Origin of the sequence: Thalassobaculum litoreum DSM 18839 (assembly GCF_900102465.1) — a bacterium.
In the GTDB taxonomy this organism is placed as follows: domain Bacteria; phylum Pseudomonadota; class Alphaproteobacteria; order Thalassobaculales; family Thalassobaculaceae; genus Thalassobaculum; species Thalassobaculum litoreum.
Map to the genome: position 1 here is coordinate 65,110 of NZ_FNBW01000019.1, position 21,421 is coordinate 86,530.

Sequence of the window (21,421 nt, forward strand, 5' to 3'; positions counted from 1 at the left end):
CGACCCGGCCCGTATGACGGCGTTAGGACAATCCATAGATCGGTGCGCCCGCGACCGGCAGGTCGGCCGCGAGGATAGATCCGCTCTCGCTTTCGGTGATGAACAGCGTCCGCCGGTCCGGTCCGCCGAACGCGATATTCGTCGTGCCGAGACCGAGCGGGGAGCGGATGCGGTGCAGCGGCTCGCCAAGCGGCGAGAAATGCCAGACCGAGCCGAGGCCGAAATGGGCGACGACCAGGCCGCCGGTCTCGTCTATCGCCAGCCCGTCGGGACCGTGGCCGCCGGACAGCTGGATGAACTGTCCGACCTTGGAGACGTGGCCGTCCGGCATGAACGGCAGCCGCCAGATCGCGTTGGCCCGGGTCATCGCCACGTAAAGCCAGTTCTCCTGCGGGGTCAGAACCAGGCCGTTCGGCGAGGGGGCATTGTCCAACAGCTTGTCGAGCCGGCCGCCGGCGGTGAGCCGGAACACCCGGCCGCGGGGATCGTGGAGGCCGGTCTGTCCCTGATCGGTGAAGTAGAGGTCGCCATTGGCGGCGAAGTGCAGATCGTTGACGCCGATCAGCCCTTCGGAATAGCGGTCCCCGACAACGGTCTCGATCACGCCGGTCGTCGGGTCGAGTGCCAGGACGCCCTTGCGGTAGTCGGCGATGAAGGCGCGGCCGTCGGCGTGGAACTTCAGCCCGTTCGGCCAACCGTCATATTCGGTCACCACATCCCAGTCCTTACCGTCGGCGGAGAGCCTCAGGATGCGTCCGTTGGGGATGTCGACCAGCCACAGGTTGCCGTCGCGGTCGAAGCTCGGCCCCTCCAGGAAGCACTCGGTGGCCATGCCCGGGCGGTTGCCCTTGGCCCAGCTGGAGCCGGTGTCCTTGCGAAGGCGGTCGGGGAAGCGGGCGAAGAGGCGGGCGTCGATATCGACGGGCGGGGCGAACAAGCTCATGGCCGGCAGGCTAGTTCAGAATGTACCGACCAGGAAAGCCGTGATCGCGGGGTCGGCAGCGCCGATGAGCGGTCGAGTCAGAAAAAGAATGCCGGCGAGTGGCATTTCGGGCCCGCCCGGCCGGTCGGGTTCGCATGACCCCGTTCGTCAGATTATCCGCCGCCGGCTTCGCCGCGACCGCCATCACCTATGGCCCGGCCCGAATGGGTTTCGGGCTGTTTCTGCCGCAGTTGAAGTCGGCGTTTGCAATCTCCACCCATGTTGCTGGCGTGGTCTCCAGCCTGGGTTTTCTCGGCTTCTTCGCGGGTCTGCTGGCCTCGCAGGTCATGACCAATCGGATCGGACCTCGGCTGCCGGTCGCAGCAGGACTGGCTGCGGCGACTGCCGGTATCGCGGTGGCAGCGGCCGCGCCGAACTGGCAGACCTTGTGCGTTGGGGTGGTGCTGGCGATGTCGAGCGCCGGGTTTTCCTGGACGCCCTTCAACAACGCGGTTCACCGGTCGGTCGAGGACGGTTGGCGGCCGGGAGCGCTTTCCTCGGTGAGCAGCGGCACAGGCTTCGGAATTGCCGTTGCGGGGATTGCGGCGCTTGTCATGAGCATGAGCGGTCTGTCTTGGCGCCAATGCTGGGTGGCGTTCGCCCTCGGCAGCGTGCTTGCCCTGCTTCTCAATTGGCGGTCCCTGCGGGATGTCGCCGGAACGCCGGGCCCGGACCCCGTGCAGCGATGGAGCGTGCTGCTACAGCCCTCGGCCGCGCCGATCTTTGCCCTTGCCCTCTGCTATGGCATCACCTCGGCGATCTACATCTCGTTCGCAGCCGATGGCGTCGCCCAGGCGGGCGGATTGCCGGATCTGCAGGCGGGCGCGTCCGGCGGGCTCATTTTCCTGTGTTACGGACTGTTCGGCCTCAGCGGCCTGTACTCCGGTCGGTTGAAGGCCGCGATCGGTCTGCCTTGGCTGCTACGGCTCCTCATGCTGGCGTCCGCCCTGTCTTTCGGTCTCCTCGCCCTGGTGCCGACGGTCTGGCCGGGTGTCGTGCTTTCGGCCGGTCTGCAGGGCGTCAACGTGATGATGATGAGTGCCGTCCTGGCGTTCTGGTCGGACCGACTGTTTCCCACCCTCCCGTCGCAGAGTTTCACCGCGGTCCTGCTGGCTGTCGCCGCGGGCTGCGTCCTGGGCCCGGTTGCGGCCGGATTTGTCTCCAGTACGGTCGGCATGACGCCGATGTTCCTCGGTACCGCCGGCCTTGCCACGGCCGCAGCGGCGGCCGTGCGCACACGCTTCATCAGCGAACAGCCTGCGGCTGGTGACGGAATCACGGGGTGATCCCGTCGCCGGGCGGTATGTTCGAGCTTCTTGCTTTGGAGATAAACTCACCGACCATATTGAAGCATGACGCGGTTCAATATGGTCGGATCTGGCTCTAAGTCTTCAGATTCTGGGGGATGACCGGCTTATCGTCTTTCTTGCCATCGGGATCGAAGGACTTGGCGCGGTCCTTGACCTTGGGCGCGGTGTCCAGCGGCTTGGCCTTGGTCGGACCCTTCGCCTTGACGCCGCCGCTGAAGGTGGCGACCTCCAGCATGCGGTCGCACTGCTTCTTGAAGTCCGGCGGCGCCTTGTACTTGACGGCGCCGGCGAGGTACTCCCGCGCCTTCTTGATCATCTCGGTGCGCTTCTCGATATCGTCGGACATGCCGGCATCGATCGCGCCCTTGCAGGCGAGGGCGGTGGCTTTCATGTAGGCGTGGAGCAGGAACGCATCCACCGCGTTTCGGCGGTCCTTCGAATAGGGAGCCGGCAGCTTCGGGTTCTTCAGCGATTCAACAAGCCGCTTGGCCGCGGCTTCGCTGCGGTCCGTATTGCCGGCTTCGGCGTGATGACGAAGGTGTTCGAAACCGGAATCGATCGAGACCATCGTGGCCTCGATTTTCTTGCGTTCCGCCTCTTCCTTGTCGGCGTCGCCGTCCTTTTTACCCATGCCGAACACGGCCAGGTTTCCTCCTCATCGTTCCGTCCGGTTCAGTCGCCGGATTCGGAACCCGCAGTGACAACACTGCATCTGTAAACTGGAGGGTAACCGTTAATATTCCGTTAGCGTTAAGAAAAATACGTATGTAACCGATCGGTCAGTTCAATAAAATTGGCGGCGATCTTTATCGGTTTCCAAACAATTTTACTAAAGAAAAAGGGGAAGGCGTCACACCTTCCCCTTCGTGTTCTTGGTGAGGCCGGAAAACTCCGGTCCCAGCCTCAGCTGCAGCCGCTGGTGCCGCCGCAGGTGTCGCACTTCAGGCAGGTGCCGTTGCGCACCAGGGTGAAGTTGCCGCACTCGCCGCAGCTTTCGCCCTCGTAGCCCTTGATCCGGGCCTCGCGGATCGCCGACAGCTTGGCGTCGACGGCACTCTTGACCGCACCGCCGACGGCGGTCGACCGGGTGGTCGTCCGTTCGGCCACGGCCACGCCGCCGCCCGACAGAGGCGCCGACGCGACCGTCTGGGTGGCTGTCGTCTGCGCCACGGGCGCCTGGGTCGCGGGCGCCTGGGCGGTCGGAGCCGGCGCGGCGGCATCGGTGCCCGTCGCCCGCAGCTCGTTCAGCCCGCCGGTGATGACCTCCAGATTGGCCCGCACGTCGGTCCGTGCGAAGCCGCGGCTGGCGAAACCGGTGACCTTCTGCAGGATCGCGCTGGCCTTGGCGGCGTCGTACTCCTCGCCCTGGCCGTCGCCCACCGTATCCGGGGTCAGGTCCTCCTGCTCCACATGGGCCAGGTCGTGGCGGTCGAGATAGGAGATCGCCAGTTCGCGGAACATGTAGTCGAGAATGGACGTCGCCATCTTGATGGCGTCGTTGCCCTGGACCAGACCCTGCGGCTCGAAGCGGGTGAAGGTGAAGGCGTCGACATACTCCTCGAGCGGCACGCCGTACTGCAGGCCGATGGACACCGCGATGGCGAAGTTGTTCATCAGCGAGCGGAAGGCGGCGCCCTCCTTGTGCATGTCGATGAAGATCTCGCCGAGCTTGCCGTCCTCGTACTCGCCGGTGCGCAGGTAGACCTTGTGGCCGCCGACGACCGCCTTCTGGGTGTAACCCTTGCGGCGCTGGGGCAGGCGCTCGCGCTCGGCCCGCTTCTCGACGATCTTCTCGACCACCTTCTCGACGATGCGCTCGGCGACCACCTCGACCTTCTGCGCGGTCGGCTGGGCGGCGAACTCGTCGGCCTCGTCCTCATCCTCGAAGTCGAACACCGAGGCGGAGAGCGGCTGGCTGAGCTTGGAGCCGTCGCGGTACAGGGCGTTGGCCTTCAGACCGAGGCGCCAGGACAGCATGTAGGCGTCCTTGCAGTCCTCCACCGACGCGCCGTTCGGCATGTTGATGGTCTTGGAGATCGCCCCCGAGATGAACGGCTGGGCGGCCGCCATCATGCGGATGTGGCTCTCCGCCGACAGGTAGCGCTTGCCGATGCGGCCGCACGGGTTGGCGCAGTCGAACACCGGCAGGTGCTCGTCCTTCAGGTGCGGCGCGCCTTCCAACGTCATCGCTCCGCAGACATAGGTGTTGGCGGCCTCGATCTCCGACCGCGCGAAACCCAGCTCGGCCAGCATGTCGAAGGAGATGTCGTTGAGCTGCGCGTCGGTGAAACCGAGCACGTCCTTGCAGAAGGCCTCGCCCAGCGTCCATTTGTTGAAGGCGAACTTGATGTCGAAGGCCGACACCACCGCCTGCTCCAGCGCGCCGATCTGCTCGGCGCCGAAGCCCTTCTCGGTCAGGGCGGCGTGGCCCAGGGCCGGCGCGCCCTTCAGGGTGCCGTGGCCGACCGCGTAGCGCACGATGTCCTCGATCTGGCCGTCGCCATAGCCCAGCGTCCGCAGGGCGTCCGGCACGACGCGGTTGATGATCTTGAAGTAGCCGCCCCCGGCCAGCTTCTTGAACTTCACGATCGCGAAGTCGGGCTCGATGCCGGTGGTGTCGCAGTCCATGACCAGCCCGATCGTGCCGGTCGGCGCGATCACGGTGGACTGGGCGTTGCGGAAGCCGTTCTTCTCGCCGAGTGCCAGGGCGTCGGTCCAGGCGGCCTGGGCCGCGGTGACCAGATCGGCCTGCGGGCAGTTGGCGACGTCGAGCGGCACCGGCGCGATGGACAGCTCCTCGTAGCCGGCGGACTCGCCATGGGCCGCGCGGCGATGGTTGCGGATCACCCGCAGCATGTTGTCGGCGTTGGCTGTGTATTCCGGGAAGGCGCCGAGCTCGCCAGCCATCTCCGCGGAGGTGGCGTAGGCCACGCCGGTCATCAGCGCGGTGATCGCCCCGCACAAGGCCCGACCGGTGTCGCTGTCATACGGCAGGCCCATGCCCATCAGCAGACCGCCGATATTGGCGTAGCCGAGGCCGAGGGTGCGGTAGTCGTAGGAGAGCTGAGCGATCTCCTTCGACGGGAACTGCGCCATCAGCACGGAGATTTCCAGGGTGACGGTCCACAGCCGCGAGGCGTGGCTGAAGTCGGCGACGTTGAACGTGCCGTCGGCGTTCTGGAACTGCATCAGGTTCATCGACGCCAGATTGCAGGCGGTGTCGTCGAGGAACATGTACTCCGAGCACGGGTTGGACGCGTTGATGCGGCCGCCGGCCGGGCAGGTGTGCCAGTCGTTGATGGTGGTGTCGTACTGCAGGCCCGGATCCGCACTCTGCCACGCGGCTTCGGCGATCTTCTCCCACAGGTCCTTGGCGCGCAGGGTGGCGCTGATCTTGCCGTCGGTGCGGCGGATCAGGTTCCAGTCGTCGTCGGCCTCAACGGCGCGCAGGAAGTCGTCGCTGACGCGGACCGAGTTGTTGGAGTTCTGGCCGGAGACGGTGAGGTAGGCCTCGCTGTCCCAGTCGGTGTCGTAGGTGCGGAAATCGATCTCGGTGAAGCCCTGGCGCGCGAACTGGATGACGCGCTGCACATAGCTCAGCGGGATCATCGCGTTTTTGGCGGCCTTGATCGCTGCCTTCAGCTCGGGATTGGCGGTCGGCTCGAACGCGTCGTCGCCCAGGGTCTCGCGGGCATCGACGCAGGCGGCCATGATGCCCTTCATGGTGCGGGCGGCCAGTTTGGAGCCGGCGACCAATGCCGCGACCTTCTGCTCCTCGATCGCCTTCCACTCGATGTACTGGACGATATCCGGATGGTCGATGTCGACGGTGACCATCTTGGCGGCCCGGCGGGTGGTGCCGCCCGACTTGATGGCGCCGGCGGCCCGGTCGCCGATCTTCAGGAAGCTCATCAGGCCCGAGGACTTGCCGCCGCCGGCCAGCGGCTCGCTCTCGCCGCGCAGGCGGGAGAAGTTGGAGCCGGTGCCGGAGCCGTACTTGAACAGCCGCGCCTCGCGGACCCACAGGTCCATGATGCCGCCGTCGTTCACCAGGTCGTCCTGGACGCCCTGGATGAAGCAGGCATGGGGCTGCGGGTGCTCGTAGGCGGACTTCGAGCGGGTCAGCTTGCCGGTCTTGAAGTCGACATAGTGGTGGCCCTGGGCCGGGCCGTCGATGCCGTAGGCCCAGTGCAGGCCGGTGTTGAACCACTGCGGCGAGTTCGGCGCGGCCATCTGGCGGGCCAGCATCGCGCACATCTCGTCGTAATAGGCGCGGGCGTCCTCTTCGGTGTCGAAGTAACCGCCCTTCCAGCCCCAGTAGGTCCAGGTGCCGGCGAGCCGGTTGAACACCTGCTTGGCGCTGTTCTCGCCGGTGGTGCGCTCTTCGGCCGGCAGGGCGGCGAGCTTCTCCTCGTCCGGCGTCTCGCGCCACAGCCAGGCCGGCACGTCCTTTTCCTTCACCTTCTTGCGCACGGCCGGGATGCCGGCCTTGCGAAAATACTTCTGGGCCAGAATGTCGCTGGCGACCTGGGACCAGTCGCTCGGCACTTCCATGTCGTCGCGGCGGAACACCACGGAGCCGTCCGGGTTCCGGATTTCGCTGGTCGTCATCCGGAAATCGATGCCGTCGAAGGCGTCTTTGCCCGCCGTCGTGAAGCGCCGTTCGATCCTCATGCCTTAGCTCCTGCCTTGGGTGTTGTCCTGCCGGATTGTCTCGCCGGGCCCCATATACGCATCAGAGCGTCCCCCGCCCGTGCCGACCCATATCTTGTGTGCCGACGACGCAAAAACTACTCGATCTAGTAGTGGATCGGCAACGAGAAATTTCACAGTTTGATGAGTTAGTTTGGTGTGTTGCTGCAGCGCAACAAGTATCGGCGAAGTCAGAATACTTCGCCCGAAAGTCCAGGTAAGACTTTCGCCGCAATCGATTTGCGATTTCTATAAGAGACGACGTCCGTGCCGAATTCGCCTCCGGTCGGCAGGAAGGTCCAAGTCTCCGTCAGCAGACCCCCGCGCCACGAGAAAGCATGCGGGAGGGGGCGCTCAGGTGCAATAGATTTTGTGTGAAACATTATTGCAAAATCTAGATGTGGTGGGCGGTGCCAAGTTATCCACAGTTCCGCCGGAGCCGCGGAATCCCTGGCTTCCCGACCCGCTGCGGCGGCCGTTAGGATGCCCGGACCAGTCACCTGCCCGTAACAATATGTCGGAGGAAACCATGGCGATCCTGCGCCGTGCGCTGAGCTACACCCCCCGGGATGCCGCGACCCTGGAGCGCTGGCGCGCCGTGCCGCCGGCGGTCGCCGGCGACAGCATGAACCGCGACCGCTGCATGGACGCCACGGTGTCGCCGATCGCCGAGGGCTACACCATGGTGGGACATGCCCGCACGATCTCGGTGATGGCGGGCGATAACGGCGCGGTGCACGCCGCCCTGCCGCTGATCCAGCCGGGCGAGATCCTGGTGGTGACCGCGGGCGGCGCCGGCGAGGTCGCCATCATCGGCGAGATCATCGCCGAATGCGCCAAGGCGCAGGGCTGCGCCGGGATCGTGCTCGACGGGGCGGTGCGCGATGTCGCCAGCCTGCGCAAGCTCGGCATCCCGGTCTACGCGGCCGGCGCCACCCCGCGCGGCCCGCACAAGGGGTTCGGCGGCGAGATCGACACGCCGATCGCCTGCGGCGGCGTGGTGGTGGCGCCGGGCGACCTTGTGCTGGGCGACGATGACGGCATCTGCGTGGTGCCGCGGGCGCTGTGCGACGAGGTCCTGGCGAAGGGCGAGGCCCATGTGGCCAAGGAAGCCGACATGATCGCCAAGGTGCGTTCCGGCATCACGACGGCCGAGATCATCGGTGTGGCCGTGCCTGAGCCGACCGCCGCGGCGGGGTGAGGGACGTCTGGATCGCTGGGTCCCGGCCCGCTCCCGGATCAGGTCCCGTAGCGGTCGGGACGACGACTATTTTTTATATTCTCCCCGTCAGCCCGGGCGGCCCCGGACCTGATCCGGGGACGGCCCGGGACCCGGCCGCTCGCCGTCAACCCATCGGCCGGCGGATACGCTCCACCTGCATGAGCAGGATGCCTGCCAGTACGACGAGCGCGCCGAGCATCTGCCACGGTCCCAGGAACTGGCCGAGCAGCAGGGCGGCGGTCACCACGCTGACCACCGGCTCCATATTGCCGACCACCGCGACCCGCACCGAGCCGAGCAGCGCGATCGCCCCGTAGAGCGACGACAGCCCGACCACGTAGCACAGCACGTTGACCATGAACCCGAGCCAGGCAAGCTGACCGGTCGGCAGCTTCACCCCCTCAACCGCCGTGGTGGCGGCGAAGATCACCAGACAACCGGTGGTCACGATCGCGGTGATGTGCAGGGGGCGCAGGCTGCCCGACAGCTGGCGGGTCAGCAGGAAGCTGATCGCCACGCAGGTCCCCGCACCGAAGGCCATGCCCACGCCCAGCGGGTCGGCATCCTTCAGGTCGGCGCCGAGCAGCAGCGCCAGCCCGGCGAAACCCAGCACCAGGGCCACCATCCGCAGCGGCGTCATCCGCTCGTGCCCGGCCAGATGCGACAGCGGCCCGACCATCAGCGGGAAGACGAAGAAGGTAAGGCTCGCCAGCGGCACCGGGATCAGACTGACGCTGGTCATGTAGCCGAACGAGGCGAGGGCGGTGGTGGCGATCAGCGCCGCCAGCAGCCCCCAGATCCGGCGCGGCACAGGCCGGGCAATGCCCCCGACCCTGACGATCACCCACAGCACTCCGACCGCCAGGACGAAGCGGCCGAGTTGCAGCGTGACCGGCCCGGCTCCGCCGTCGAACGCGAGCTTGCCGAAACTCGGCGCGATGCCGAAGAACACCGCCACAAGGGCGATGAGGAGATAACCGGTGGCAAGGGACTCGCCTGAAGAGGCTGGAGCGTTCGTCATGTCCGGCTGATACGCCCGGGCGAGGCGGGGCGCAACTGCGCAGGCGGCCGATAGCGCGATCCGGGGACGCCGGTTGTTCGGTCCGAAGCCCCCCTTCGCCGGTGCGTGCGCCGGTCCGCTCGGCGGCCCGCGCTCCCGACTGGACGATCGGGGTCTCCGATGACATAGTCGCCCGCGATTCAGCAGTCTCTTCGGGGTCGGAGAATGGACGTCGGAACGAAACTCTTTACCTGGATGAACGGCAAGCTCGTGGGCGAGGACGCCTACGGGAACAAGTACTATGTCCACCGTCGCGGCGTCCTGCGGGACGGCCACGAGATGCGGTGGTGCATGTACAAGGGCCTTGCCGAAGCCTCCAAGGTTCCGCCGGAATGGCACCACTGGCTGCACCACGGCACCGATATGGTGCCGGACGGCACCGAGCTGCGCCAGTTCGCCTGGCAGAAGGAACACCAGCCCAATCTGACCGGCACGCCCTACGCCTACCGCCCGCCGGGCCATGTTCTGGAAGGCGGCAAGCGCGACAAGGCGACGGGTGACTATGAGCCCTGGACACCGGCGTGATCCGGAAGGACGGGGGTTACCGTGACTAGAGGCGTAATCGAGACGTTGATGGGGGCGCTTGTCCTGGCCGTGGCCGGACTGTTCCTGTTCTACGCGTATGCGTCGTCGGAATTCAGCACCGGCGGCGGCTACGAGGTGACCGCCCGCTTCACCACGGTGGGCAGCCTGAAGCCGGGCAGCGACGTGCGCATGTCCGGCATCAAGGTCGGCACCGTGTCGAAGCAGGTGCTGGATCCTCAGACCTACCTCGCCGAGGTCACGCTGAGCATCGACGAGTCGATCCAACTGCCGATCGATTCCAGCGCGGCGGTTTCGAGCGAGGGGCTGCTGGGCGGCAATTTCGTGGATCTCGTGCCGGGGGCCGATGAGAAGATGCTGGCGCCGGGCGAGCGGATCGAGCTCACCCAGGACGCGGTGGACTTCATCCAGATGCTGAGCCGGTTCATGTTCCAGGCTGGCAGTTCTGGTTCCGGGTCGGGGTCCGGATCCGGGTCCTCGGCACCGATGGGGGCTGCTCCCGGGACTAATTGACCCGGTTTCGCCGTCTATCGGACATAATCCCCTGACATCCTGGGATTCGATGAAATCTGCGATGGCCTCGGATATGGACCGGTCGACCTTGTTGAACTGTTTGGCGCGCGTCGGTGCGGGGTGCGGCCTTCTGGTCCTGGCCTCGATCGCCTTCGCCCAGACCGCTCTGGCCCAGAGCGCGGCGGCGGAGGACTGGCGCCAGCATGAGATCGCGGTGCTGCAGGGGCTCGACAAGGTGACGGCGCGGATCTCACGCTTCGAGGTCCCGGTCGGCCAGACCGTCCGCTTCGGCACCTTCAATATCCGCGTCGAGACCTGCCAGGACCTGCCGCCGACCCTGCCGCCGGAAAGTGCCGCCTTCGTTCATGTGGAGGATCAGCCGCCGGACGAGCCGCCGCGCGAACTGTTCAGCGGCTGGATGTTCGCCTCGAGCCCCGGCCTGAACGCGGTCGAGCACCCAGTCTACGACGTCTGGGTCGCGTCCTGCAAAAGCGCTTCCACCGAAGGCCAGTCGTCCGCCGCCGGATCGAACTGAACCGGGGCGGCGATCGCCGTGGCGAGCTGCTGACGATACGCGTCGCGCGGGATCTCCATCGCCCCGAAGCGGGTGAGGTGATCGGTGATGAACTGGGTGTCGAGCAGGGTGAAGCCGCAAGCCTTCAGCTTCGCCACCAGGTGGACCAGCGCCACCTTCGAGGCATCGGTGGCCCGGCTGAACATGCTCTCGCCGAAGAACGCGCCGCCCAGCCGAACCCCGTAGAGACCGCCGACCAGCTTGCCGTCCTTCCAGGCTTCCACCGAATGGGCATGGCCGCGGGCGTAGAGCGCGAGGTACAGCCGCCGGATCTCCGGATTGATCCAGGTGTCGGGCCGCCGTCGGGTCGCTTCGGCGCAGCCGTCGATCGTGGCTTCGAAATCCCGGTCCCACACCACCTCGAACCGGCGCCGGCGGACCGTCTTGCGCAGGCTGCGGGAGATGTGGAAGCCGTCTAGCGGCAGGATCCCGCGGTTGTCGGGATCGACGAAGAACAGGCGCGGGTCGTTGCGCCCTTCGGCCATGGGGAACACGCCGACGGCGTAGGCCTGTAGCAGCAGTTCCGGTTGCAGCTCGGACATCCGATCCATCCGATCGCCTGACACCCTGGAATCCTAACACTCCCCGGGACGACGGCAACGGGCTCCTCTCAGGATTTCAGATAATCGGATTCCAGCCAGCGGATATGGTAGTCGCCGCTGCGGAACACCGGCGCGCGCATCAGCTCCGCGTGCAGGGGAATCGTGGTGGGGATGCCGCCGATCACGTATTCGCCCAGCGCCCGCTCGGTCCGCATCAGGCATTCCTCGCGGTTGCGGCCATGGACGATGAGCTTGGCCACCAGGCTGTCGTAGTGCGGCGGCACGCTGTAGCCTGCATACAGCGCGCTGTCCACGCGCACGCCGAGGCCGCCGGGCTGGTGATAGTCGTCGATCCGGCCCGGCCGCGGCTGGAACGTGCGCGGGTCCTCTGCGGTGATGCGGCATTCGATGGCATGGCCGGTGAAGGTCACGTCCTTCTGCTCCATGCCCAGGGGGCGGCCGGCAGCGATCTCGATCTGCATGCGCACCAGATCGACCCCGGTGATCGCTTCGGTGATCGGGTGCTCGACCTGCAGGCGGGTGTTCATCTCGATGAAGAAGAACTCGCCGTTCTCGTAAAGGAATTCCAGGGTGCCGAGACTGCGGTACCCCATCTTCTGGATCGCCTCGACGGCGCGCTTGCCGATCGCCTCGCGCTCGGCCTGGGTGAGCGCCGGGGACGGGGCCTCCTCGATCACCTTCTGGTGGCGGCGCTGGATCGAACAGTCGCGTTCGCCCAGATGGATGACGTTGCCGTGGCTGTCGGCGGCGATCTGGATCTCGATATGCCGCGGACGGCCGAGATAGCGCTCCATGTAGACCGAGTCGTTGCCGAAGGCCGCGGCGCTCTCCCGGCGGGCCATTGTGTAGGCCTCGTCCAGGTTCTCGGGACCCTCGGCCACCTTCATACCACGACCGCCACCGCCGGCGGCGGCCTTGATCAGCACCGGATAACCGATGTGCGCGGCCTCGGCCCGCGCGGCGTCCAGACCCTCCACCGGGCCTTTGGAGCCAGGCACGCAGGGGATGCCGAGCTCGATCATCGTCCGCTTGGCGGTGATCTTGTCGCCCATCGACTGGATATGGCTGGGCGACGGACCGATGAAGGTGATGCCGTGGGCCTCGACGATCTCCGCGAAGGCGGCGTTCTCCGACAGGAAGCCGACGCCCGGGTGAATCGCGTCCGCATGGGTGACGGCGGCGGCCGACAGGATCGCCGGGATGTTGAGATAGCTGTCGCGGGCCGGCGGCGGGCCGATGCATACGCTCTCGTCGGCGAGCCGGACATGCATCGCGTCGGCATCCGCGGTGGAGTGGACGGCCACCGTCTTGATGCCCATCTCGCGGCAGGCACGGTGGATGCGGAGCGCCACGTCCCCACGATTGGCGATCAGGACCTTATTGAACACGCTGGACCTCTCTTCGCGCCGGTCGGCGGATTATTCGAGGACCAGCAGGGGCTGGCCAAATTCCACCGGCTGCCCGTTCTCGACATGGACGGACTTGATCTTGCCGTCGCGCGGGGCGGGGATCGGGTTCATGGTCTTCATCGCCTCGACGATCATGATCGTCTGGCCCTTGCGCACGGTCGACCCGACCGGCGCGAAGGCGGCGGCGCCGGGCTCCGGCGCGATGTAGGCCGTGCCGACCATGGGGGAGGGCACGACTTCCCCGTCCTCTGCCGGCGCGGCCGCCGGGGCTGCGGGCGCCGCGGCTACGGGCGCTGCCGTCGGCATCGGCGCGGCATAGGTGGCGTTGACCGTCGGTTTGGCGATGCGGATCCGCAGATCGCCCGTGGCGTATTCGATCTCGCCCAGCCCGGTTTCTTCCAACAGGCCCGCCAGTTTGCGGACCAGCGCTTCGTCCAGATCCTTGCTCACGGCAATTTCTTCCTTATTCGTCGGCCCCGACCAGGCCCGCCATGGCTTCCAGCGCCAGGACATAGCCCCGGGCGCCGAAGCCGGCGATGATCCCGTCCACCACACCCGAGAGATAGGAATGGTGGCGGAACTCCTCGCGCCGGTAGGTGTTCGACAGGTGAAGCTCGATCGCCGGCAGTTCCGCGACCGAAAGCGCGTCACGGATGGCGACCGAGGTGTGGGTATAGGCGCCGGCGTTCAGGATGATGCCGTCGTGACTGTCGCGGGCCTGCTGGATGATCGTCACCAGCTCGCCTTCGAAGTTCGATTGCCGGAAATCGACGCCGAGGCCGAGGGCCTCGCCGCGCTCCTGGCACATCGCCTCGATATCGGTCAGCGTGTCGCTGCCGTAGATCGTCGGCTCGCGGACGCCAAGCATGTTCAGGTTCGGTCCGTTCAGGACCAGGATGTCGGGCCGTTCAGCCACTGAAAACGCCTCTCGTTTACTTGGGCGGGGTTATACCATGGCGCAATGCGTGCGCAACGGTGGCGCCGCTCCCAAGGGGGAAACCCCCGGCAATCTCCGGCAGAACCACTGGCAGGCCTCATGACCCGCGTGACTCTCGATACCGTTCGAGCCCTCGACTCCGACGATCCCCTGGCCGGATTCCGGGAGCGATTCGTCCTTCCCGATGGGGTGATCTACCTCGACGGCAACTCGCTCGGCGCCCTGCCCAAGGCCGTGCCGGAGCGGGTGTCGGCCATGCTGCACGAGGAATGGGGGCGGCATCTGATCGGCGGCTGGCTGAAGGACGGCTGGATGGAGAAGCCGCTGGTCCTGGGCGACCGGCTGGCCCGACTCGTGGGCGCGGCGGCAGGTGAGGTGGCGGTGGTCGACACCACCTCGATCAACGTCTTCAAGCTGCTCTCGGCGGCGCTCGCCATGCGGCCGGAGCGCACCGTGATCCTGTCCAATGCGGAGAACTTCCCGACCGACCTCTACATGGCCCAGGGACTGATCCGGCAGTTGGGCGCCGGTCACGAACTTCGTCTGGTGCCGGAAACCGAGATCGAGGATGCCATCGACGACACCGTCGCCGTGGTCATGCTGACGGAGACCAACTTCAAGACCGGCGCGGTGTTCGACATGGGCGCGGTGACCCGCGCGGCCCATGCCGCCGGGGCTCTGACCCTTTGGGATCTCGCCCATTCGGCCGGCGCGTTCCCGGTCGATCTGAACGGGACGGCGGCGGATTTCGCGGTCGGCTGCTCCTACAAGTACCTGAATGCCGGGCCGGGCGGTCCCGCCTGGATGTTCGTGGCCAGGCGCCACCAGGAGGCCGCGCACCAGCCGCTGACCGGCTGGCTCGGCCATGACCGGCCCTTCAACTTCGATCTGGAGTACCGCCCGGCCGACGGCATCCGCCGCCATGTCTGCTCCTCGCCGGGCGTGCTCGGGCTGGTCGCCTTCGAGGCGGCGCTCGACCTGATGCTGGAGGCCGACATGACGGCGATCCGCGCGAAGTCGGTGGCGCTCGGCGATCTCTTCATCCAGCTGGTGGAGCAGGAATGCGACGATGCCGGCTTCCGGCTGATCTCGCCGCGCGCGGCCGGACTCACGCCGCCCTGGATCCGGGGCAGCCAGGTCTCCTTCGCCCATCCCGACGGCTACGGAATCGTGCAGGCGCTGATCGCCCGCGGCGTGGTCGGCGATTTCCGCGATCCCGACGTGATGCGTTTCGGCTTCGCGCCGCTCTATCAGCGGTATGAGGATGTCTGGCACGCCATCGCCCGTCTGCGGGCCGTGCTGGACGGCGGCGAGCACCTGGCCGAGGTCTATCGCGAGCGCGCCTCGGTCACCTGAGCACCCGGCCGGGTCGCTTAGAGCCCGGCCCGGGCCAGCACCCGGTACATGCTGCGCAGGACCGGCTTCTCGATCAGCTTGCCGTCGATCACCACGAGGCCGCTGTCGCCCTGCTCGAACGCGTCGACGATGCGTCGGGCATGGGCGATCTCCGCCTCGCTGGGGCTGAAGATCTCGTTCAGGACGGGCACCTGCTTGGGATGAATGGATCCCTTGCCGCAGAAACCGAGTGCCCTTGCGGCCTCGGCCTCGCGGCGCATGCCGTCCATGTCGTTCAGGTCGAGGAACGGCACGTCGATTACGTCGACCCCCGCGCCGGCCGCCGCGTGCACGACCCGCGAGCGGGCGTAGAGCAGCGCCTCCCAGGTGTATTCGCAGCGCAGGTCGGCGGCCATGTCGACGCCCCCGAAGAAGATCGCGTCGATCCGCGTCGAGCAGCGGGCGATCTCCCAGGCCGCCTCCAGCGCCTCGTTGGTCTCGATGATGACCTGCAGGCGGGAGGCGATCTTGAACTCGTCGAACAGCTCGTCCAGGGCGATCACCTCGGCCGGTGATTTCACCTTGGCCAGCATCAGCGCCGGCGGCGCCTTGGCCGAGTCGAGGATCGCCTGCACATCCTTCATGCCCTCCGGTGTGCGCGGCGGGTTGATCCGCACCATGCACTCCACCGCGTCGTCCAACTCGGCGGTGGCGAACCAGTCGAGGGTGGCGGTGCGGGCCGGTTCCTTGTGCTGGGGCGCGATCGCGTCCTCCAGGTCGATGCACATGATGTCCGCGCCGGTCCCCATGGCCTTGGGGAACATGTCCGGCTTGTTGCCGGGCGCGAAGATGAAGCTGCGTCGCGGACGGATCGTGGTCATCGGGAAGCCTCCGGGTGCGTGTCGGCGGGCAGACTACGTCGCTTCAGCGCGAAGTTCATTACCAGCGCGGCGATGACGATGGCGCCGCCGATCAGCGCGTTGGTGCTCGGCTCCTCGCCCATGACCAGCCAGACCCATAACGGGCCGAGCACGGTCTCCAGCAGCACCACCAGCCCGACCTCCGCCGCCGACAGATAGATCGGCGCCAGGGTCAGCAGGCCGAACGACACCGGCAGGATCAGGAGACCGAGCAGGGCCATCCAGCCGAACTGCACCGGCGAGAGGGCGAGGCTGTCGGCGACGATGAGCGACACCGCGGCGACCAGCAGGCCGGACAGGCCGACCGCCGGCATCATGTCCACCGGACGGGCGGAGCGGACCAGCACGAAATGCCCGCCGAGCGCGATCGCCGCGGCCAGGGCGATGAGGTCGCCGACCCAGGTCCCGACCGACAGCCCGTCGCCCACGATCACCAGGATCCCCAGAATGGCGACGCCGATGGCGATCCAGGTCCGTGCGGGCGGTCGTTCGCCAAGACACACCCGGCCGATAACCGCGGCGAAGAGCGGGGCGGCGGACATGATCACCAGGGTGTTCGCGACGGTGGTCGTGGACACCGCGACGACGAACAGGATCGTGTTGATGGCGAAGAGCACCGTCACCAGCGCACCCCGCGACCCGACGGCCGCCACCGCCGCCAGACACCCGCCACGGTAGCGCAGGGCGAGCGGTCCGACATAACCGACTGTCATTAACACCCCGCGCCAGAATAGAATGGTCCAGGCATCCGCGCCGACCATCCGCATCAGAACGGTGTCCGGGGTGAGGATCAGTATGCCGAGGACGGCAAGGGTCAGGCCCTTTGCCGGATCGGCTGCGGAATCGGTCGACATGGATTATTTGTTCCGGTGCGGCGGTTCTGATCACGATAGCCGATCACTCAGAAGCCAGCCGTATCCCGCGAGTGTGAGCGAGGCAAGTACCATAACGGTCCCGTGGCACATACGTCTGAAGGCCTGGTGGGAAGGCTACGACCCGGACGAGTATGTCGAGTGGCGGGATCGCGATCCCGAGTCCGGGGCCGACGGTGAGGACACCGACGATCCGTCGATGCCGGCGTCGATCGCACTGCCCAAGATGATGAGTTTCGACGACCTCATGGCGAGCCATGCCACGGAGTCGGGGCTCAACGACGGCGACCTGGAATTCCTCGAGGAGGTGGCGCCGGACCCGGTCTGGCCGAGGGCCAAGGTGGAGGTGTCCCAGCGGGTGTTCGGCCGCGGCTTCGTCACCCCGGGCGGGGCCGAGCAGATCATCGACGCGGCGAAATCCCTCGGCCTCGATCCGGTGCAGTCGGTCCTCGACCTGACCATGAGGCTTGGGGGAGAGGACGCGGCGATCGCCGGAAAATACGGCGTGTGGGTCACCGGATACGAGCGCAATCCGGCGCTGTTCGAAATCTCCGGCTTGGTGCTGCCCACCATCCCGGCCGGCGACCAGGTCCGTCCCAGCTTCTACGATCCGGAGACGGTCGAGCTGCCGCGCAAGAAGTTCGACGTGGTGCTGTCGAACGAGAACATGCACTGCGTCCAGGACCGCGTCGCCCTGATCGCGAAGATCTACGAGTCCTTGAAGGACTGGGGCCAGTTCCTGATGAGCGACTTCGTCCTGCCCGACGAGAAGCCGCCGTCGGAGCGCCTGATGAAGTGGCTGCAGAACCGTGGCGAGCCCGTGACCCTGTGGACCAAGGAGCAGTACGAGGTCGCCCTGGCGAACCAGACCTTCGATGTCCGGTTCGTGAAGGAGGAATCGGAGGACTACGAGCATCGGATCCGCCATGACTTCGCGGCCTTCGTGGAAACCTTGAACGCCGACAAGGTGGTGACCGAAACCCCCGTCGCCCGGGCCGCGCTGGTCGATCTGGCGGAGGACTGGTCCCGGCTGGCCAGCCTGCTGCAGAAGGGCGAACTGCAGCTTGTGCGGATTCTGGCGATGAAGCGGGGAGAGTCCTGAAAACCGCCGCATATCGCGGTTGACAGCCTTCCGGCTTCTCAGTAGGTTCCGCGCTCTTCGAAATCTGCCGACCACCGGAGACGACCAATGCGCGTCGCGAACTCGCTGAAGACGCTGAAGAAGCGCCACAAGGCCTGCCGGGTTATCCGCCGCAAGGGCCGTGTCTACGTGATCAACAAGACCAACCCGCGCTTCAAGGCGCGCCAGGGTTGATCCGACTGGGCTTGGTCCTTCGGGTCTGATCACTTCGGTCTGAGGTCCGCGCGCCCCGTCGCTGCGGTCCCCGCATACCCGCTTTCAGGCGGCCGACGGTAACGTCGAGCCGCCTTTTCGCGTTCCGACCGGCCATTGCGCGCCCTGACGGTGCCATGGCTTGAATTTCTGCCCCGTTCCGGCAAGTTAGGCGCCAAGATAGACGCCAAGACCTGTTCAACAGGCGGGGAGCCTTGCCATGCAGATGCCCGAGCCCGACCAGGAGGTCCTGGCGCGCCGTTCGGAGATCGTCGACGCCCTGCGCGCGATCGTGCCGGGCGAGGGGGTGATCGCCGATACCCGCGAGATGCGCCCCTATGAAAGCGACGGCCTGACCGCCTATCGCACCGTGCCGATGATCGTCGTGCTGCCGGAGACCGTGGCCCAGGTCGCCGCCGTTCTGAAGTACTGCCACGAGAACGGGGTAAAGGTGGTGCCGCGCGGATCGGGCACGTCGCTGTCCGGCGGCGCGCTGCCGCTGGCCGACGGCGTGCTGCTGGGGCTGGGCAAGTTCAACCGCATCCTGGACATCGATTTCGACAACCGCACCGTCACCGCCCAGCCCGGCGTGACCAATCTCGGCATCACCACCGCCGTCCAGCACGAGGGCTTCTACTACGCCCCCGACCCGTCCTCGCAGATAGCCTGCTCCATCGGCGGCAACGTGGCGGAGAACTCCGGCGGCGTGCACTGCCTGAAATACGGGCTGACCACCAACAATATCCTCGGCCTCGAGATGGTCACGGTGGAAGGCGAGATCATGCGCCTGGGCGGCAAGCATCTCGATTCCGAAGGCTACGACCTGATGGGCCTGATGACCGGCTCCGAAGGGCTGCTCGCCGTGGTCACCGAGGTCACCGTGCGCATCCTGAAGAAGCCGGCCTCCCTGCGCGCCCTGCTGCTCGGCTTCCCGACCAGCGAGCAGGCGGGGGCCTGCGTGGCCGCGATCATCGGGGCGGGCATCATCCCCGGCGGCATGGAGATGATGGACAATCCGGCGATCAACGCCGCCGAGGACTTCGTGAACGCCGGCTATCCGCGCGAGGCCGGTGCGCTGCTGATCGTCGAGCTGGACGGCCCCGAAGTGGAAGTCGACACCCTGATCGAGCGGGTGCGCGAGATCGCCGAGGCCAACGGCTCCACCACGCTGCGGGTGTCCGACAGCGAGGAGGAGCGCAACGCCTTCTGGGCCGGGCGCAAGGCGGCCTTCCCGGCGGTCGGGCGGATCTCGCCGGATTACATGTGCATGGACGGCACCATCCCGCGCCGCCAGCTTCCCGAGATCCTCACCCGCATGACCCGGATGAGCGAGAAATACGGGCTGCGGGTCGCCAACGTGTTCCATGCGGGCGACGGCAACCTGCACCCGCTGATCCTGTTCGACGCCAACCAGCCGGGCGAACTGGACCGGGCGGAGGCGTTCGGCGCCGACATCCTGAAGGCCTGTGTCGAGCTGGGCGGCGTGCTCACCGGCGAGCACGGGGTCGGGGTGGAGAAGCGCGACCTGATGCCGGAGATGTTCAGCGAGACCGACCTGAACCAGCAGATGCGCGTGAAATGCGCCTGGGACCCCAAGGGCCTGCTGAACCCGGGCAAGGTGTTCCCCACCCTGCACCGCTGCGCCGAGCTCGGCCGCATGCACATCCACCGGGGGCAGCTGCCGTTCCCGGACATCCCGCGGTTCTGAGGTGCTGTTCGTGCTGCGCTTTCCCCGTCGTCCCGGCACGCCCCTGGGCCCGATCCAGGGGCGGGACCGGGACCGTACCCCCATCGGCCGATGCTGGGTCCCGGCCCGCCCCCGGATCAGGTCCGGCGCCGTCCGGGATGACGATTACAGATTTATGAGTTCCCTATCCCCGTCATCCCGGCGAGGCCCGGGCTCGACCCGGGGGTCGGCCGGGACCCAGCCTCTGCCGGAGCATGCCGATGCCTGACACCTTCACGCCCGACACGCCGGAGCAGGTGCGCGACGCCATCGCCTGGGCGGTCTCCGAGGAGAGCCCGCTGGAGATCGTCGCCCGCGCCACCAAGCGCACGATCGGCCGGCCGATGCAGACCGCCAACACCCTCGACCTCTCTGGCTTGTCCGGCATCGGCCTGTACGAGGCGGAGGAGCTGATCTGCCAGGCCGGGCCGGGCACGCCGCTGGCCGAGATCGAGGCGGCGCTGACGGCGCAGAACCAGCGCCTCGCCTTCGAGCCGATGGATCTGGGCGTGCTGCTGGGCGGCGGCGAGGGGCGGCAGTCCATCGCCGGGGTCTTCGCCTGCAACCTGGCCGGCCCGCGTCGGATCAAGGACGGGGCGGCGCGCGACCACCTGCTGGGCTTCACCGCCGTCACCGGCCGGGGCGAGATCGTCAAATCCGGCGGGCGGGTGGTGAAGAACGTCACCGGCTACGACCTGTCCAAGCTGGTCTGCGGCTCCTGGGGCACGCTGGCGGCACTCACCGACCTGACCTTCAAGGTCCTGCCCATGCCGGAGACCGAGACCACCCTGCTGCTGCACGGGCTGGACGAGCTGACGGCGGTGACCGCCATGAGTGCGGCCATGGGCTCGGCCCATGACGTGTCCTCGGCCGCGCACCTGCCCGACGGGATCGCCGCCGGCGGCGTGAGCGGCGTGGCGACCGCACTGCGGGTGGAGGGCTTCGCGCCGTCGGTGGTCGCCCGGGTGGCGGCGCTGACGGACGAACTGGCCCGGTTCGGGGCCGAGATCACCGCGCTCGAGGGCGAGGTCTCCCGCGCCTTGTGGCGCGACCTGCGCGACGCCCGCCCCCTGGCCGAGCCGCGCGAGCGGGCGGTATGGAAGCTCTCCGTCGCCCCGATGGCGGGCCCGCGGGTGGTGGCGGCGATCCGGCCGCTGGTGGCGGAATGCGCGTATTTCTACGACTGGGCCGGCGGCCTGGTCTGGCTCGCCGTCCCGCCGAGAGGCGACGCCCAGGCCGATGTGGTGCGCGGCGCGGTCGATGCGGTCGGCGGCCATGCGACTCTGATCCGCGCCGCCCCGGAGGTCCGGGCGTCCGTGGACAGCTTCCACCCGCAGCCGGCGCCGCTTGCGGCCCTGTCGACCCGGGTGAAGAAGAGTTTCGATCCGAAAGGCGTGCTCAATCCGGGTCGCATGACGGCGGGGGTGTGA

At 67.2% G+C, this 21,421-nt stretch carries 20 protein-coding genes; 10 read left to right on the forward strand and 10 right to left on the reverse strand.

Annotated elements, in window-relative coordinates; translation table 11 throughout:
- Positions 1-22: 22 nt before the first annotated feature.
- Complete coding sequence (locus BLS34_RS22975; protein ID WP_028795098.1) at positions 23-943, reverse strand: SMP-30/gluconolactonase/LRE family protein; 921 nt, start codon at positions 941-943, stop codon at positions 23-25.
- Between the two features lie 134 nt (positions 944-1,077).
- Between BLS34_RS22975 and BLS34_RS22980 the strand changes: the two genes are divergently transcribed.
- On the forward strand, positions 1,078-2,268 hold the full coding sequence (locus BLS34_RS22980) for an MFS transporter (protein ID WP_028795097.1): 1,191 nt from the start codon (positions 1,078-1,080) through the stop codon (positions 2,266-2,268).
- Between the two features lie 97 nt (positions 2,269-2,365).
- Here the strand turns inward: BLS34_RS22980 and BLS34_RS22985 are convergent, their stop codons facing one another.
- Together BLS34_RS22985 and BLS34_RS22990 are read right to left on the reverse strand one after the other, a co-directional pair.
- Positions 2,366-2,923 (reverse strand): hypothetical protein, encoded by a 558-nt coding sequence (locus BLS34_RS22985; protein ID WP_139189435.1) that lies wholly within the window; start codon positions 2,921-2,923, stop codon positions 2,366-2,368.
- Positions 2,924-3,195: 272 nt separating this feature from the next.
- Entirely contained in the window at positions 3,196-6,966 is a 3,771-nt protein-coding gene (locus tag BLS34_RS22990; RefSeq protein ID WP_093154204.1) for a vitamin B12-dependent ribonucleotide reductase, read from the reverse strand.
- Between the two features lie 547 nt (positions 6,967-7,513).
- On the opposite strand from BLS34_RS22990, the gene BLS34_RS22995 reads away from it, so the two are divergent.
- Entirely contained in the window at positions 7,514-8,185 is a 672-nt protein-coding gene (locus tag BLS34_RS22995; protein ID WP_175474356.1) for an RraA family protein, read from the forward strand.
- A 145-nt stretch (positions 8,186-8,330) separates the two neighbouring features.
- On the opposite strand, the gene BLS34_RS23000 is transcribed toward BLS34_RS22995, so the two are convergent.
- On the reverse strand, positions 8,331-9,227 hold the full coding sequence (locus BLS34_RS23000; protein ID WP_084618955.1) for a DMT family transporter: 897 nt from the start codon (positions 9,225-9,227) through the stop codon (positions 8,331-8,333).
- Between the two features lie 204 nt (positions 9,228-9,431).
- Between BLS34_RS23000 and BLS34_RS23005 the strand changes: the two genes are divergently transcribed.
- The 3 genes from BLS34_RS23005 to BLS34_RS23015 all read left to right on the forward strand — a co-directional run bounded on the left by BLS34_RS23005 (position 9,432) and on the right by BLS34_RS23015 (position 10,857).
- Positions 9,432-9,791, forward strand: coding sequence for an NADH:ubiquinone oxidoreductase subunit NDUFA12 (locus BLS34_RS23005; protein WP_028795092.1), 360 nt, complete (start codon positions 9,432-9,434; stop codon positions 9,789-9,791).
- A 21-nt stretch (positions 9,792-9,812) separates the two neighbouring features.
- Positions 9,813-10,322, forward strand: a complete 510-nt coding sequence (mlaD, locus tag BLS34_RS23010; protein ID WP_028795091.1) for an outer membrane lipid asymmetry maintenance protein MlaD — start codon at positions 9,813-9,815, stop codon at positions 10,320-10,322.
- A 61-nt stretch (positions 10,323-10,383) separates the two neighbouring features.
- Positions 10,384-10,857: a DUF2155 domain-containing protein gene (locus BLS34_RS23015; RefSeq protein ID WP_245702142.1), complete on the forward strand. Its 474-nt coding sequence runs from the start codon at positions 10,384-10,386 to the stop codon at positions 10,855-10,857.
- On the opposite strand, the gene aat is transcribed toward BLS34_RS23015, so the two are convergent.
- From aat to aroQ, 4 genes are all read right to left on the reverse strand, one after another.
- Positions 10,785-11,438, reverse strand: coding sequence for a leucyl/phenylalanyl-tRNA--protein transferase (gene aat / locus BLS34_RS23020; protein ID WP_093154209.1), 654 nt, complete (start codon positions 11,436-11,438; stop codon positions 10,785-10,787). The two genes, BLS34_RS23015 and aat, sit on opposite strands and share 73 nt — an antisense overlap.
- A 68-nt stretch (positions 11,439-11,506) precedes the next feature.
- Positions 11,507-12,847: an acetyl-CoA carboxylase biotin carboxylase subunit gene (accC, locus tag BLS34_RS23025; protein ID WP_093154211.1), complete on the reverse strand. Its 1,341-nt coding sequence runs from the start codon at positions 12,845-12,847 to the stop codon at positions 11,507-11,509.
- A gap of 30 nt (positions 12,848-12,877) precedes the next feature.
- On the reverse strand, positions 12,878-13,318 hold the full coding sequence (gene accB / locus BLS34_RS23030) for an acetyl-CoA carboxylase biotin carboxyl carrier protein (RefSeq protein ID WP_245702151.1): 441 nt from the start codon (positions 13,316-13,318) through the stop codon (positions 12,878-12,880).
- 13 nt (positions 13,319-13,331) lie between these two features.
- Positions 13,332-13,784, reverse strand: coding sequence for a type II 3-dehydroquinate dehydratase (gene aroQ, locus BLS34_RS23035; protein WP_028795086.1), 453 nt, complete (start codon positions 13,782-13,784; stop codon positions 13,332-13,334).
- Between the two features lie 120 nt (positions 13,785-13,904).
- Here aroQ and kynU point away from each other — a divergent pair, with 120 nt between their 5' ends.
- Positions 13,905-15,161 carry a kynureninase gene (gene kynU, locus BLS34_RS23040; protein WP_093154216.1) on the forward strand — a complete coding sequence of 419 codons (1,257 nt, stop codon included), beginning with the start codon at positions 13,905-13,907 and terminating at the stop codon, positions 15,159-15,161.
- A 17-nt stretch (positions 15,162-15,178) separates the two neighbouring features.
- Here the strand turns inward: kynU and BLS34_RS23045 are convergent, their stop codons facing one another.
- Both BLS34_RS23045 and BLS34_RS23050 read right to left on the reverse strand, forming a co-directional pair.
- Positions 15,179-16,021: an HpcH/HpaI aldolase/citrate lyase family protein gene (locus BLS34_RS23045; RefSeq protein WP_093154219.1), complete on the reverse strand. Its 843-nt coding sequence runs from the start codon at positions 16,019-16,021 to the stop codon at positions 15,179-15,181.
- A complete protein-coding gene (locus BLS34_RS23050) occupies positions 16,018-16,914 on the reverse strand; it encodes a DMT family transporter (RefSeq protein ID WP_093154221.1) in 897 nt (298 codons plus the stop codon). The genes BLS34_RS23045 and BLS34_RS23050 overlap by 4 nt, the downstream gene beginning before the upstream one ends.
- A 73-nt stretch (positions 16,915-16,987) precedes the next feature.
- Between BLS34_RS23050 and BLS34_RS23055 the strand changes: the two genes are divergently transcribed.
- From BLS34_RS23055 to BLS34_RS23070, 4 genes are all read left to right on the forward strand, one after another.
- A complete protein-coding gene (locus BLS34_RS23055; RefSeq protein WP_028795083.1) occupies positions 16,988-18,034 on the forward strand; it encodes a methyltransferase domain-containing protein in 1,047 nt (348 codons plus the stop codon).
- An 87-nt stretch (positions 18,035-18,121) separates the two neighbouring features.
- Complete coding sequence (ykgO, locus tag BLS34_RS23060; protein WP_028795082.1) at positions 18,122-18,247, forward strand: type B 50S ribosomal protein L36; 126 nt, start codon at positions 18,122-18,124, stop codon at positions 18,245-18,247.
- A 238-nt stretch (positions 18,248-18,485) separates the two neighbouring features.
- Entirely contained in the window at positions 18,486-19,973 is a 1,488-nt protein-coding gene (locus BLS34_RS23065) for an FAD-linked oxidase C-terminal domain-containing protein (protein ID WP_093154224.1), read from the forward strand.
- Between the two features lie 239 nt (positions 19,974-20,212).
- Positions 20,213-21,421, forward strand: a complete 1,209-nt coding sequence (locus BLS34_RS23070; protein WP_093154226.1) for an FAD-binding protein — start codon at positions 20,213-20,215, stop codon at positions 21,419-21,421.

Bases quoted from the DNA above. Each gene is read 5' to 3' on its own strand.
- BLS34_RS23070 (WP_093154226.1), top strand. From the start codon at position 20,213: ATGCCTGACACCTTCACGCCCGACACGCCGGAGCAGGTGCGCGACGCC.
- aat (WP_093154209.1), bottom strand. From the start codon at position 11,438: ATGTCCGAGCTGCAACCGGAACTGCTGCTACAGGCCTACGCCGTCGGC.
- BLS34_RS22995 (WP_175474356.1), top strand. From the start codon at position 7,514: ATGGCGATCCTGCGCCGTGCGCTGAGCTACACCCCCCGGGATGCCGCG.
- BLS34_RS23050 (WP_093154221.1), bottom strand. From the start codon at position 16,914: ATGTCGACCGATTCCGCAGCCGATCCGGCAAAGGGCCTGACCCTTGCC.
- BLS34_RS23000 (WP_084618955.1), bottom strand. From the start codon at position 9,227: ATGACGAACGCTCCAGCCTCTTCAGGCGAGTCCCTTGCCACCGGTTAT.
- BLS34_RS22990 (WP_093154204.1), bottom strand. From the start codon at position 6,966: ATGAGGATCGAACGGCGCTTCACGACGGCGGGCAAAGACGCCTTCGAC.
- BLS34_RS23065 (WP_093154224.1), top strand. From the start codon at position 18,486: ATGCAGATGCCCGAGCCCGACCAGGAGGTCCTGGCGCGCCGTTCGGAG.
- BLS34_RS23015 (WP_245702142.1), top strand. From the start codon at position 10,384: ATGGCCTCGGATATGGACCGGTCGACCTTGTTGAACTGTTTGGCGCGC.
- kynU (WP_093154216.1), top strand. From the start codon at position 13,905: ATGACCCGCGTGACTCTCGATACCGTTCGAGCCCTCGACTCCGACGAT.
- BLS34_RS23005 (WP_028795092.1), top strand. From the start codon at position 9,432: ATGGACGTCGGAACGAAACTCTTTACCTGGATGAACGGCAAGCTCGTG.
- BLS34_RS23045 (WP_093154219.1), bottom strand. From the start codon at position 16,021: ATGACCACGATCCGTCCGCGACGCAGCTTCATCTTCGCGCCCGGCAAC.
- BLS34_RS22980 (WP_028795097.1), top strand. From the start codon at position 1,078: ATGACCCCGTTCGTCAGATTATCCGCCGCCGGCTTCGCCGCGACCGCC.
- BLS34_RS22975 (WP_028795098.1), bottom strand. From the start codon at position 943: ATGAGCTTGTTCGCCCCGCCCGTCGATATCGACGCCCGCCTCTTCGCC.
- BLS34_RS22985 (WP_139189435.1), bottom strand. From the start codon at position 2,923: ATGGGTAAAAAGGACGGCGACGCCGACAAGGAAGAGGCGGAACGCAAG.
- ykgO (WP_028795082.1), top strand. From the start codon at position 18,122: ATGCGCGTCGCGAACTCGCTGAAGACGCTGAAGAAGCGCCACAAGGCC.